12 protein-coding genes are annotated in these 13,141 nt (G+C 51.6%); all 12 read left to right on the forward strand.

What is annotated here, in order from left to right; genetic code table 11:
* Positions 1-431: 431 nt before the first annotated feature.
* The gene (locus MEALZ_RS06755; protein WP_014147868.1) at positions 432-1,478 is read left to right on the forward strand and encodes a methyltransferase domain-containing protein; all 1,047 of its coding nucleotides are present in this window, start codon (positions 432-434) and stop codon (positions 1,476-1,478) included.
* Positions 1,478-2,191, forward strand: a complete 714-nt coding sequence (locus MEALZ_RS06760; RefSeq protein ID WP_017840313.1) for a TIGR04282 family arsenosugar biosynthesis glycosyltransferase — start codon at positions 1,478-1,480, stop codon at positions 2,189-2,191. Before MEALZ_RS06755 ends, MEALZ_RS06760 begins: the two co-directional genes overlap by 1 nt.
* A complete protein-coding gene (gene arsS / locus MEALZ_RS06765; protein WP_014147870.1) occupies positions 2,184-3,161 on the forward strand; it encodes an arsenosugar biosynthesis radical SAM (seleno)protein ArsS in 978 nt (325 codons plus the stop codon). The genes MEALZ_RS06760 and arsS overlap by 8 nt, the downstream gene beginning before the upstream one ends.
* A 564-nt stretch (positions 3,162-3,725) precedes the next feature.
* On the forward strand, positions 3,726-5,708 hold the full coding sequence (locus MEALZ_RS06770) for a class I SAM-dependent DNA methyltransferase (protein WP_014147871.1): 1,983 nt from the start codon (positions 3,726-3,728) through the stop codon (positions 5,706-5,708).
* Positions 5,709-5,880: 172 nt separating this feature from the next.
* The gene (locus MEALZ_RS06775; protein ID WP_014147872.1) at positions 5,881-6,780 is read left to right on the forward strand and encodes an Abi family protein; all 900 of its coding nucleotides are present in this window, start codon (positions 5,881-5,883) and stop codon (positions 6,778-6,780) included.
* Between the two features lie 166 nt (positions 6,781-6,946).
* Positions 6,947-8,038 carry a restriction endonuclease subunit S domain-containing protein gene (locus MEALZ_RS20925; protein WP_052712517.1) on the forward strand — a complete coding sequence of 364 codons (1,092 nt, stop codon included), beginning with the start codon at positions 6,947-6,949 and terminating at the stop codon, positions 8,036-8,038.
* A 277-nt stretch (positions 8,039-8,315) separates the two neighbouring features.
* Positions 8,316-8,597 (forward strand): type II toxin-antitoxin system RelE/ParE family toxin, encoded by a 282-nt coding sequence (locus tag MEALZ_RS06785; protein ID WP_014147874.1) that lies wholly within the window; start codon positions 8,316-8,318, stop codon positions 8,595-8,597.
* 12 nt (positions 8,598-8,609) lie between these two features.
* On the forward strand, positions 8,610-8,972 hold the full coding sequence (locus MEALZ_RS06790) for a HigA family addiction module antitoxin (protein WP_014147875.1): 363 nt from the start codon (positions 8,610-8,612) through the stop codon (positions 8,970-8,972).
* Positions 8,973-9,600: 628 nt separating this feature from the next.
* Positions 9,601-10,473 carry a type I restriction endonuclease gene (locus tag MEALZ_RS23220; RefSeq protein ID WP_014147876.1) on the forward strand — a complete coding sequence of 291 codons (873 nt, stop codon included), beginning with the start codon at positions 9,601-9,603 and terminating at the stop codon, positions 10,471-10,473.
* Positions 10,424-11,431 (forward strand): DEAD/DEAH box helicase family protein, encoded by a 1,008-nt coding sequence (locus MEALZ_RS23140; protein WP_014147877.1) that lies wholly within the window; start codon positions 10,424-10,426, stop codon positions 11,429-11,431. Before MEALZ_RS23220 ends, MEALZ_RS23140 begins: the two co-directional genes overlap by 50 nt.
* A gap of 197 nt (positions 11,432-11,628) precedes the next feature.
* Positions 11,629-12,396: a type I restriction enzyme subunit R domain-containing protein gene (locus tag MEALZ_RS23045; RefSeq protein WP_014147878.1), complete on the forward strand. Its 768-nt coding sequence runs from the start codon at positions 11,629-11,631 to the stop codon at positions 12,394-12,396.
* Complete coding sequence (locus MEALZ_RS23050; RefSeq protein ID WP_014147879.1) at positions 12,386-12,991, forward strand: hypothetical protein; 606 nt, start codon at positions 12,386-12,388, stop codon at positions 12,989-12,991. Before MEALZ_RS23045 ends, MEALZ_RS23050 begins: the two co-directional genes overlap by 11 nt.
* Positions 12,992-13,141: the final 150 nt, after the last annotated feature.

Consider the following 13,141-nt stretch of genomic DNA (forward strand, 5'->3'; position numbering starts at 1 on the left):
AAATAGTTAACCATAGCCAATGAACTATGGAATTTAGGTGCTGGGTAAACCCATCCCTGGGGACTTGGCGGCAGCTAAGCGCCAAGGATGGCGTGTAGTAGGGCAATGCAGGGCAGAAAAATGCTCCTGCATTTTCTGCATTCATTACATCCATGTAACTCAGCAATTGCCGAGGAGCAAAAATCTGTCCCGCTGCCGACATCCTCGCCAAGCTTACCCCACGCCCTTTTTGATCTCCAAATTGGGAATTGCTGGTCAAAGGGCGTCGTGAATACATCCAAATAAGCTTTGTGATAGCATCTGAACGTCACGGAGGTTGCTAATAGTGATTTTTCCGGAAGCAAAAATCGGACCTGCTAGCAAAGCCTTTGCTGAATAACCCGGCACCTTCATAGGTTAATGCCGATATTTGAAGTTTGATAGGTATAGTCATGAACGAAACCGCGATAACCGATTCGATAAAAAACTACTACGGCAAAGTGCTCAACTCGAGCCAGGATTTGAAAACCAGCGCGTGTTGCACTGCCGATGCCTTTCCAAAGCATTTGCGCGCTTTACTCAAGGATGTCCATCCCGAAGTCGTCGAACGCTTTTACGGCTGCGGTTCGCCGCTGCCGCCGGCGCTCGAAGGCCGCACGGTTTTGGATTTGGGCTGCGGGACGGGGCGCGACTGTTATTTGTTGTCCCGGCTGGTCGGCGAAAACGGGCGGGTTATCGGCGTCGATATGACCGATGAACAGCTCGATATCGCGCGAACCTATCGCGATTGGCATGCCGAACGTTACGGTTATGCGCGTTCGAATGTCGAGTTCAGACAGGGTTATATCGAGGATTTGGCCTCGCTCGGTATCGCCGACAATTCGATCGACGTGGTCGTGTCGAATTGCGTCGTCAACTTGTCGCCGGACAAGCGGCGCGTGCTGTCGGAAATTTTCCGAGTACTCAAACCCGGCGGCGAATTGTATTTTTCCGATGTCTATGCCGACCGGCGCATCCCAGAACAACTTAAGTTGGAACCGGTATTGCTCGGCGAGTGTCTGGCCGGGGCGTTTTATTGGGAGGATTTTCGCCGCGCCTTGCAGGATCTTGGCTGTCCCGATGTGCGTATCGTCAGCGAAAGCCCGATCGATATCGATGATGACGAAGTGCATGCCAAAATCGGCATGATCGGGTTTCGTTCGGTCACGATACGGGTATTCAAACTGCCGCTAGAAGACCGCTGCGAAGATTTCGGGCAAGTCGCGACTTACCGAGGCACGATCGCAGGTCATCCGCATTTTTTCGATCTTGACGATCATCATCATTTCGAAAGCGGAAGGCCCTTGCGCGTGTGCGGCAATACCGCCGACATGCTCGGCGGCAGCCGCTACGGCCGTCATTTCGAGCTATTAGGCGACAAAAACGTGCATTTCGGTCTGTTCGACTGCGCGCCGCCGAACAGCAGCACGAATCTAACTTCCGGCGCGGCGTGTTGCTGATGGCCGCACGCGGCGCGATTGCCTTATTCGTCAAAACCCCGGGGCTCTCGCCGATCAAAACACGCTTGGCGGTGAAGCTTGGAACCGACAGGGCCGAGCAATTTCATTGGCAGGCAGCACGGTCAACGGCAGCCGTCATCAAACAGGCAGAACAATCATGTGAGCTTCAAGGCTATTATGCCGTGGCCGAAGAAATCGCGGCGACTAACGAAATTTGGCGAGGCATGTCGTGTCTGTGGCAAGGCGAGGGCGGTTTGGGTGAGCGCATGCGTCATGTTTATGAGCATTTAATACAAAATCATGATTTTGTTATGTTGGTAGGAGCCGATATTCCGCAAATGACCGTTGCCGATTTGCAGCAAGCTTCAAGCTGGCTGGCGCACGAAGAGCAAGCTCGTTTTGCTTTCGGGCCGAGTCTCGACGGCGGGTTTTGGCTGTTTGGGGGCAATTGTTCTCTGCTCGGGCCTTGGTGGACCGATGTCGAATATAGCACCGCCGATACCGGCACGCAGTTTCTCAATGCCGTCAAGCAATGGGGCGAAGTGCAAACGCTACGAGTGCTGCAAGATGTTGACGAACCGTCCGATTTACTTGTCTTACATAAAGCACTGCAAGCACTGGCGTCGCCGGTACCGGAACAAGTTCACCTGATGCGTTTTTTATATGGGTTGACGCCTGAGTTTACGACATTCGATGAGGGGCCTTATGTATAACAGTAAGCCGTTATTGCTCAAAAGCGAATTCCCCGCTCTGCGCAGAGCGCAGTTGACGACGCTGCAGATGAACCTGGGCTATCTCTGTAATCTGAGTTGCGTCCATTGCCATGTCAACGCGGGGCCGAAGCGCACCGAGTTGATGGCGCGCGAAGTCATGGAAAATGCGTTGCAATTCGCCGAAAAGCAGGGGCTACAAACTCTGGACCTGACCGGCGGTTCGCCGGAAATGAATCCGGATTTTCGCTGGCTGGTCGAGACCGCGAGGCGGCAAGGTCTCCACGTCATCGACCGCTGCAATCCGACCATTTTGGTCGAGCCGGGTTACGAATGGGCCGCCGAATTCCTGGCCGGACAGCAGGTCGAAATTATCGCGTCCTTGCCGTGCTATATCGGCGATAACGTCGATGCGCAGCGCGGCAAAGGAGTGTTTTCGTCCTCGATTGCCGCACTAAAGCGACTCAATGAACTCGGTTACGGCCGGCCGGATAGCGGCTTGGAGCTGAATTTGGTATTTAACCCTCAGGGCCCGGTGCTCCCGCCGCCGCAGCAAGCGCTCGAACAGCAATATCGCGACCATTTGGGCGGTGAATTCGGTATTGAATTTAACCGCTTGTTGGCCATTACCAACATGCCGATACAACGTTTCGGCGCCGTTTTAATGGCGGGCGGCAAGCATGAAACCGATAGCCGGCAAGTCTTTGACGATTATCTGCGATTGCTCAAGGACGCCTATAAACCTGAAAATTTGAGCAAGGTCATGTGCAAAAGCTTGTTGAGCATCGATTGGCAAGGTTTCGTCTATGACTGCGATTTCAATCAAATGTTGGACATGCCGCAGGGCGGTAAACAGCCGGTTCATATCGGCGATTTGTTAGAGAAAGATCTGGATTCGGCGCCGATTCAAGTGGCCGAACATTGTTTCGGCTGTACCGCAGGCCAAGGATCGAGTTGCGGCGGCGCGCTCTAACCCAAGCGGTAAATGGCTTGTCGGCGGCAATAATCGCACATGAAATTTCGGCGGTCACGCGCGGCCGGTGAGCGCTTTCTTCTTGAAGATCTGAACAGCGTATAAGATAGTCCGTAACGATTCAGTGCGGCGATGTTAGAATGACGACCCGGTTTGAAGGCCTGCCGCTAGCGGCAGACTGCGGCCATCATGGTTGAAACAGCCGGTTCATTTTTGGCTACTCACTTAACGCGGGGCAGTTTAACCTAAAAAGAGCAGTTGGCATGTGTTGTAGACCGTTCGTGCTGAGTAAAGTCGAAGCATGAAGGGTCTAACAGCACGTTCACCGGCCTGGTGAAGCCTCAAACTACCGTTCGCCCTTCGACAGGGCTCTCCTGAGCGCAGCCGAAGGGCTCAGGGCGAACGGTTAATCCTTAGTGCTTTTGTCCCGCCTTAAGTGGGAATCCTCATTTTTGACAGTCCGTTAAAAAACCGGCAATTCGGTGGGATAGCATTTTTTGTGCGTGCCGGAAATAGTGAACGGCATTCGACCGACATCAAGCGATTAAGAAAAATAACGATCTAATGGATAGTATCAAAACTAGCGACAGCACGACCCTTTCCAACTTCATCTGGAAAATAGCCGACGACCTGTGGGGCGACTTCAAACACACCGACTTTGCCCGCATCATCATTCCCTTACTGCTGCTGCGCCGCCTCGAATGCGTGCTGGAGCCGACCAAGGACGTCGTGCTCAAAGAATACGACAACGAAAAAGACTCCGGCATCGATCTCGATCTGATCCTGCCGTCCTTCTCCGGCTTGCCGTTTTACAACATCAGCCGGTACACGCTGGATACGCTCGGCGGGACTAACACCCGCGCCAATCTGGAAGACTACATCAGTAAGTTCAGCGCCAATGTGCGGGTGATCTTCGAAGAATTCGGCTTCATCAACACGATACACGAATTGGACAAAGCCCGCCTGCTGTACCGCATGACGCGTCAGTTCGCGGCTATCGACCTGCATCCGGAAATGGTCTCCGACCGGGTGATGTCCAATGCCTATGAAGACCTGATCCGACAGTTTGCCGCCAGCATCAACGAAAAGGCCGGGGAATTCATGACCCCGAAAGACGTCGTGCGCCTGGCCACCAAACTGGTACTGGTTCCGGATGAAGCCGTGTTCTCGGAAAAAGGCGTTATTCGCACCGTGTACGATCCTGCCTGCGGCCTGCTAGGTTTCATCAGCGATGCCGTCGACCAGATCAAGCAACTGGGCTCCACCGCCACCATCGTGCCTTACGGCCAGGAGCTGGACCCGAAAACCCATGCCATGGCGCTCACCGCCATGCTGATTCGCGGCTACAAGTCCGAAAACATCGCCCAAGGCAGCACGCTATCCAACGACCGGCACCGAGACAAACGCTTCCACTACGGTTTGGCCAATCCGCCGTTCGGTATCAAATGGGACAAAGACAAAGAAGCGGTCGAGAAAGAGCACAAGGAACTGGGCTACGCAGGACGCTTCGGCCCGGGCCTGCCGCGCGTCAGCGACGGCTCCATGTTGTTTTTGCTGAATTTGGTCAGCAAAATGGAACGTCCGGAACACGGCGGCGGCCGGGTCGGCATTGTGCTGTCCGGATCGCCGCTGTTTACCGGAGACGCCGGTTCCGGCGAGAGCGAAATACGCCGCTGGTTGCTGGAGCGGGATCTGGTCGAAGCCATCGTCGCGCTGCCGACCGATATGTTCTTCAACACCGGCATCGGCACCTATGTGTGGATTCTGTCCAACCACAAAGAAAAACAACGCAAAGGCAAGGTGCAATTGATCAACCTGAGCGATACCTGGACCGCGATGCGCAAATCCGAAGGCACCAAGCGCCGCTATCTGAGCGATGCACAGATCGACGAGGTCGTGCGCGAATACGAGGCCTTCGAAGAAACTGCGCGCAGCAAAATTTTCAACACCACCGACTTCGCCTACCGTAAGGTCGCGATCAAGCGTCCGCTCAAAGCCAAGCTGGCGATCAGCAAAGAAAGGATCAAAACTCTGTTCGAGCAAAAAGCCTTCGAAAAGCTCGACGAAGCGCAGCAAAGCGTCTGGATCGATTTCTTCAGGGAACATCTTGGCGAACAGGAATATCAATGGGCCTTCGAGATCGTCAACGCCAAAAACAAAACCGAAGGCTTCGGTAAAACAAGCAAGGCGCTCGCCAATGCCTTCATTGCCGCCTTTATCGAGCGCGACGAAACCGCCGAGCCGGTGCTGGACGACAAAGGCCGTGTCATTCCCGACACATCGCTCAACGACAGCGAAAGCATTCCCTTCGGTACGCCGGTAGAAGACTATTTCAAATCCGAAGTGCTGCCGCATGTGCCCGATGCCTTCATCGACTACGGCGTGCGCGACGCCAAAGACGGCGAGGTCGGCATCGTCGGTTACGAAATCAACTTCAACCGCTACTTCTATCAATACGTGCCGCCCAGGCCGTTGCATGAGATCGACGCGGATTTGAAGGCCTGCGAGGCTAGGATTCAGGCGTTGTTGGATGAGGTGGCGGAGTGAATTTAATGACATTGACTCAGCTCCATTTCTTGCCCAGCACTCGGTTTTATTCGACGCTTGCCTTGTTATCCGAACCATCGGCGCGTATAATTTTGTTTAACAAAACCCGCCAAGGCTATGTGCGAAAGCGTATCCTCAAACTGGCGGGTTACTTTTTTCTGAGGGACGAAAAATGAAACGTCCTTTTCAAAAAACCGCCACCACCTATCAAGAACAAGTCGCTTTACTGCAACAACGCGGCCTGATCATCGAAGACGTTGAGAAAGCCGGTTTTTACCTACAGCACCTAAACTATTATCGCCTCGGCGCATACTGGTTGCCGTTCGAAGCCAGTCATACCGAACATCAATTCAAACCGAACACCCATTTCAACGACGTATTGGATCTGTATATTTTTGATCGTGAATTGCGCCTACTCACACTGGATGCCATTGAACGAATCGAAGTGTCAGTCCGCAGCCAATGGGCTTTTCAACTTGCCCACCGCCACGGTCCTCACGCGCATCTGCAGTCCGGGCTATTCGACAAACGTTACTGGCACAGAAATCTTGAGCAACTGACCGACGAAGTCAAACGCTCCGACGAAACTTTTATCAAGCACCATTTAACCGAGTATTCCGAAACCCTGCCGCCGACCTGGGCAGTTTGTGAAGTGATGTCCATGGGGCTTTTGTCGCGTTGGTATAACAGCTTGAAACCGTTATCGACCCGCCGCGCCATTGCCTCGGTGTATGGTGTTGACGAAAAAGTATTGGAGTCCTGGCTGCACCACTTATCGTTGGTACGGAACGTTTGCGCGCATCATTCGCGGTTGTGGAATCGGGAATTTACCATTACGCCGATTTTGCCAAAATCCAAACCGACACAGTTGATTGCTGAATTTGTGCCGGGGTCGCGCAAGCTATACAACACGCTTGTCATCTTGTTGTACGGCATGGACGTTATTGCGCAACAACATCATTGGCGCACTAAGCTGAAACAGTTGATCCAAAAGCACCACATTGCCGTTGATATAATGGATTTTCCCGAGGACTGGGCGGAGCGAGCGATTTGGCGAGAGGTGAGGGCGTGATGAAAGCGTATTCGTCATATCAAAAACCAACCTTGATTGGCTTGGGGAAATTCCCGCACATTGGTCGCTTGGTAAATTGGGTGCCTGCTTTGTCGAAAGAAATGAAAAAGTTAGCGATACCGACTTTCAGCCCTTATCGGTCACTAAAAATGGAATCGTCCCGCAAATGTTACACGTCGCTAAAACGGACGCGGGGGATAATCGGAAAAAGGTCTGCAAAGACGATTTTGTAATCAACAGCCGCTCAGACCGAAAGGGCTCGGCTGGTGTCTCTCAGATGGATGGTTCCGTTTCGTTGATTTCTACGGTATTGGAACCATGCTTTTATTTGCCGAAATTTGCGCACCATCTTTTTCGTTCGTACAGCTTTCAGGAGGAGTTTTATCGATACGGAAAAGGCATTGTTGCTGATCTCTGGAGTACTCGCTATGCGGAAATGAAAAATATCGTCGTTCCGCTTATGTCCCTCGATGAGCAAGAGGCCATAGCCAACTTTCTCGACCGAGAAATCGCCCGCATCGACAAGCTGATTGCCGAAAAGCAAAACTTTATCAAGCTGCTCAAAGAAAAGCGCCAAGCGCTGATCAGCCACGTCGTCACCAAAGGCCTTGATCCCAACGTCAAAATGAAGGATTCCGGCATCGAGTGGATAGGTGAAGTGCCGGTGCATTGGACTACCACACGAGTTAAATTTTTAGTTCGTGAGCCTGTTCAGATGGGACCGTTCGGTGCATCTTTAAAAGAGCTTGCCTTTGAGCCAACAGGTTACAAATTGTATGGTCAAGAAAACTATATTTCTAATGATTTCAATAGAGGGAAACGATGGCTATGGGAAGATACATATAAGTCTCTGAATAAATATGAGTTAAAGCCTGGAGACGTCGTATTTACAAGAAAAGGTTCAATAGGCAATTGCAGAAAAACTCCTACGGGAATCGAAATCGGGATTATCGACTCAGATAGTATTCGTGTTCGGTTAAATAACGAGTTCATCGCTACAGACTTTTTTGTGACTCTCGCGCACGAATCTTGGTATGTTTCGCACCAACTAGACTTTGGGAAGAGAGGGGCAGTTTTAAGTGGGCTAAACACGGCCAATATTTCTAATTTAATAATTGTTCTTGCACCCGTAGCTGAGCAACAAGAAATTCTTGCCCATCTAAGAAGTCGTACAGTTGTATATGATAATTTAATTAACGAAGTGACTTACAGTATCAACTTACTAAAAGAACATAGATCTTCGATCTTCGCTAATTAGTTCTGCTGTAACTGGAAAAATCGACGTTCGTCATTTCAAGGAGGAAGCCGCGTGAGTCAATTAGAAAATAAACCCGAACCGCGAAGCCGTGTAGGGGCGAATTCATTCGGCCAGGGCGATTAAAATCGCACCTACATTGAATTCAGTCTGCGTAGGTCCGATTACGCTAAGCTTTTATAGCCTCAGGGTAAATCGGAGCTACATCAACTCGTCGCCGGATGGGTCGAGTTTTGTTCTAAGTGTTGACGATACTAACGCCTCTCGTTACTATGATGCCATGATCAAGACCTTCGCCAATAAAGAAACCGCTGCCGTGTTTGCTCGTAAACCCGTGCATCGGTTCGGAGCGGATTTGCAGCGTATGGCCTTAATTAAGTTGGCGTTGTTGCATCGAGCGGCGGATGTGAATGATCTGCGCATCCCGCCCGGCAACCGCCTGGAAAAATTATCCGGCGACCGTGCCGATCAGTACAGCATCCGTATCAACGGCCAATGGCGTCTTTGTTTTCGGTTTGAAAACGGCGATGCCTTTGACGTTGAAATCGTTGATTACCATTGAAAGAGGTAGACCATGAGCATTTCTATTGATGAGATTGATTCCGTGGATTTTTCTGATGTAACTGACATCAGCGGTGGCAAGCTGCCGCCCGTTCACCCCGGTGAAGTCTTGCTGGAAGAGTTTCTCAAGCCGCTAGGTATCACTCAGTACCGGCTTGCCAAAGAAATTAACGTGCCGCAGCGGCGTATCGGTGAAATCGTTGCCGGTAAACGCGCCATCACCGCTGATACAGGACTGCGTTTGTCGCGTTTTTTCGGTATGAGTGAGGGTTTTTGGGTGGGTTTGCAAACCGATTACGACACGGCAAAAGCCAAGGATGCCTTGGGCGAGGCGTTGACGCGCATTCATCGATTTGAAGCATCGGCGGCAGGCTGAAGCCATGCGACAGGGGGATTCGTGCCTCGACGCAATTTTAAGTTAACGAAACCGGTTTTTGTTTAACTACTCCCTTTTGATTGAAAAACCGCCTAAAAATAAAAGGTATGGGATATGTCTATCGAGGACCACCGTAAACCCATTCATGGGGGCTTGACGGCAGCTATCCCAGCTGCCGACATCCTCTCTAGCCACATCCCATGTCTTCATAAAGCTAACCATTTTTTGAGTATAAAGGGAGTAAGGAACGAGCATGAAATAACATAGACAACTGTTGGAAGGGGGTTCGGTGGCTCGATTGACAGGTGTCGGCGGCAGGGATAGCCGCCGTCAAGCCTACAGGGATGTATTCACGGCGTCCTGTCAAGCGAGTCACCGAACCTCCGCAAAGCCTACTACTTGTAGAAGTTATTTTGTGCATATTCCTAAAGGGCAGGCTAAGTTAACGGAAACGGCTTTTCTTTAATTTAGCGGGTCAGTGATTCAATGTTGACGTGAAAAGCGAACGACCCCGGTGACCTCACCGAAGCACGATCGGGGACTCCCAATCCATTTAGGGGTCGGGGCTAACCGATATTCCGCCGAATGGCAATTTAGCAAGGTATTAAACAACAATCCGGATCAGAGCATGGCAGCCCATCACGAAGTTCACTTAGAAACCTACATCGTCAAAAAGCTGGTCGATAACGGCTGGGTGGAAGGCACCGATAGTCATTACGACCCGGTGCGGGCTTTGTACCCCGAAGATGTGGTGAGCTGGATTAAAACCTCTCAGCCGCAAACCTGGGAAAAACTCACCCGATTGAATGGCGGCGATGCCGATAAAGCGGTGTTGGATAGACTGGAGAAAGCGCTGGCGGCCAAAACCGGCGGCACCATCAATGTGCTTCGCCGAGGCTTCGATATTGCGGGCGCGGGCAATGTCGCGATGAGCCAGGCCGCCCCGGAGGATGATCGCAACAGCAAGGAGGTCGCGAAATACCATAACACTATTCTGCGCGTGGTGCGGCAATTGAAATACTGCCCCACGCGAGAGTGGGCGATTGATTTGGGCTTTTTCATCAATGGTATTCCTGTGGCAACGGTAGAACTAAAAACCGATTTTACCCAGGCCATCGAGGATGCGATTTGGCAATACAAGCGCGACCGCTTGCCGCAAGATCCGATAACCCGACGTAAAGAGCCCTTGTTGACCTTCAGACGCGGCGCCATCGTGCATTTTGCGATGAGCGACAGCGAGATTGCAATGACCACGAAGCTGGACGGCGAGAAAACCTTCTTTTTGCCCTTCAACAAAGGCAATGACGGTCATGCGGGCAATAAGGCAACGCGACGACAGCGAATATCCGGTGGCTTACTTTTGGGAGGAAATTTGTCAACGCGATGCCTGGCTGCGCATCTTTCACAGCTTCGTGTATGTGGAAACCAAGGATACGGTCGACAAGTTCGGCATGCCTTACAAAGCCGAGACCTTGATCTTCCCCCGGTATCATCAGTTTGAAGCCGTGAATGCGATGATCGCGGATGCCAAAGCGCTGGGTCCGGGTCGGCAGTATTTGTGCGAACACTCTGCCGGGTCCGGCAAAACCAGCACCATCGCCTGGACGGCGCACGATCTGATCAAGCTGCGCTATTCCGATGGCAATGCCTATTTCAACTCGGTGATTATCGTGACCGACCGAACCGTGCTCGATGCTCAATTACAAGATGCCGTCAAACAATTGGATCACCAGTTCGGCGTGATCGAAACCATCGATGCCAATCTGCGCGGAGGCCGGTCCAAAAGTCATCGGCTGGCTGAAGCCCTCAAGCAGGGCGTGCCGATCATCGTCGTGACCATTCAAACCTTTCCGTTTGCGATGGAAGCCATTTTGACCGAGCAATCCCTGAAAAACCGTCATTTCGCGGTGATCATCGACGAGGCGCATACCTCGCAAACCGGTTCTACCGCCCAAGGTTTGAAGGCGGCGCTGTCCTTGGATTCCAAGATAAAGCTCGAAGAGATGACTCTGGAAGAAGTGTTGCTGGAGATTCAGAAATCCCGTGTGCGCCCCGCCAATGTCAGCCATTTTGCGTTTACCGCAACGCCGAAACACAGCACGTTTACGTTATTCGGTAGACCGGAAAACCCGGACTTTCCGGTATCGGACGACAACAAGCCGGTAGCCTTTCATCGCTATACCCAGAGGCAAGCGATTGAGGAGGGCTTTATTCTCGATGTGCTTAGAAACTATACGCCGTATTCGCAAGCCGTTCGTTTGGGCGATCAGGGGCTAAACGATAAACGCGTGGACAAAAAATTCGCCCGCCGATCGCTGGCGCGCTGGAAGTCGCTGCATCCGACGATCGTCTCTCAGAAAGTGGAGTTCATCATCGATCATTTCACCCGGAATATTGCAGGGCTTTTGAACGGCGAGGCAAAAGCCATGGTGGTCACCGGCGGGCGAGCACAGGCATAAGCGCCAACTTAGTACCTATTCTATGGTGCGTTTATGGCTTTATTCGTCATATCGGTATGGGTTGTCGATACCCATGTTGCATGGAAGTGGTGCTACGCATTGCCATCCGTGGCCCTGGATTCCGCCAATCCCTGGCGGAATGACGCGTTCCTTCCTTAAGTTGGCGCTTATGGCGAGCACAGGCGGTCAAATATAAATTGGCTTTCGATCGCTACATTAAAAAACACAATCTCCAACATATCAAAGCCTTGGTCGCATTCTCCGGCAAGGTTGAAGGCCAATCGCTCGGCAAAGACGACGAGAAGGATTCCCTCGGTATCGATATCGAAAAAGAATACACCGAATACAACCTCAATCCCGATGCCACGGGAGACTTGCGCCAGGAATTCGAGCGTTCCGAATATCGGGTGATGATCGTCGCCAATAAATTTCAGACCGGTTTCAATCAACCGAAGCTGGTAGGCATGTATTTGGATAAGAAAGTCAGCGGCGTCGAAGCGGTGCAAACACTAAATCGCCTCAACCGGACCTATCCGGGCAAAGACGTGACTTATATCATCGATTTCGTCAACGACCCGAAAACCATTCTGGATGCCTTCAAGCAATACGACGACGGCGCGGAATTGGAGTCCGTTCAAGATTGCAATGTCGTCTATGACGCGAAGGCGCTATTGGACAATGCGGGCATTTACCAATTCGAAGACCTTGAAGCCTTCAAAAAGGCCAGAGGCAAAGCGGTTCTGGGTAAGGAAACGGACGAAAGCTTGCATAAAAAGCTCTATAGCGCGACCCAGCGGCCCACGGACGTCTTTAACAGCAAATTGAAAGTACTTGTCGGACGCTATCGAAAAATGGGATGCCGCGATCGACAAGGCGGTAGCGGAAGACGACAAAAAAGCGCGGGAATACGCGGAAGCTCAGCGCAGCGAATTCGCGAAGGCGCGGGAAGGTTTGATGCGGTTTAAAACCGATCTCGGGCGCTTTGTGCGAATCTACAACTATATTGCGCAATTGGTCGAGCTCGGCGATGCGGAACTGGAAAATTTCGCCGCGTTCGCGAAGATTTACAGTAAACGCCTGGCGGGCATCTCCCCCGAACAGATCGATTTGACCGGGCTTGTGCTGGCAAACTATCAAATTCGCGCCGAACAAAAAGTCGATGAGGAAGGCGAAAAATATCTGCTAAAACCGATCAAGCCGAATGAAGCGGAGCCGAGCGACAGGGAAAAAGAGTTTATCAGTCAAATCATTGCGCGGATGAATGAGTTGTTCGGCGATATTTCCGGCGATGTGGGGCAACGGCACTTTACCTCCCAGATTGTCGATATTGCGATGAGAAATAATCGCGTGACGGAGCAGGTGGAAAACAACACCAAAGAGCAGGCATTGCAGGGCGATCTTCCTCGGGTTGTTCGGGCGGCAACGGTTGACGCGATGAAATCGCATAATGATTTGGCTAGGGTGCTGTTGAAAGATAAGCAAACCATGGACGCATTTTTCGACCTCGTTTACGACATTATGAAGCGTGGAGACGCCAAGGATCTGATTGACCGGCCTTGATTTGCCGTTGTTATTCGGCAGTTTTACCCGGCTCAAGATACGGGCCCCATTTGCCTTAATGCCCGTTCAATAAAGTATTGAGGACTGAGATGCTTGAATCGAATACATCTTCGATAATCTTGCTATCGATTGACCGTGACGCTTCAAATT

Origin of the sequence: Methylotuvimicrobium alcaliphilum 20Z, from assembly GCF_000968535.2 — a bacterium.
GTDB lineage: Bacteria > Pseudomonadota > Gammaproteobacteria > Methylococcales > Methylomonadaceae > Methylotuvimicrobium > Methylotuvimicrobium alcaliphilum.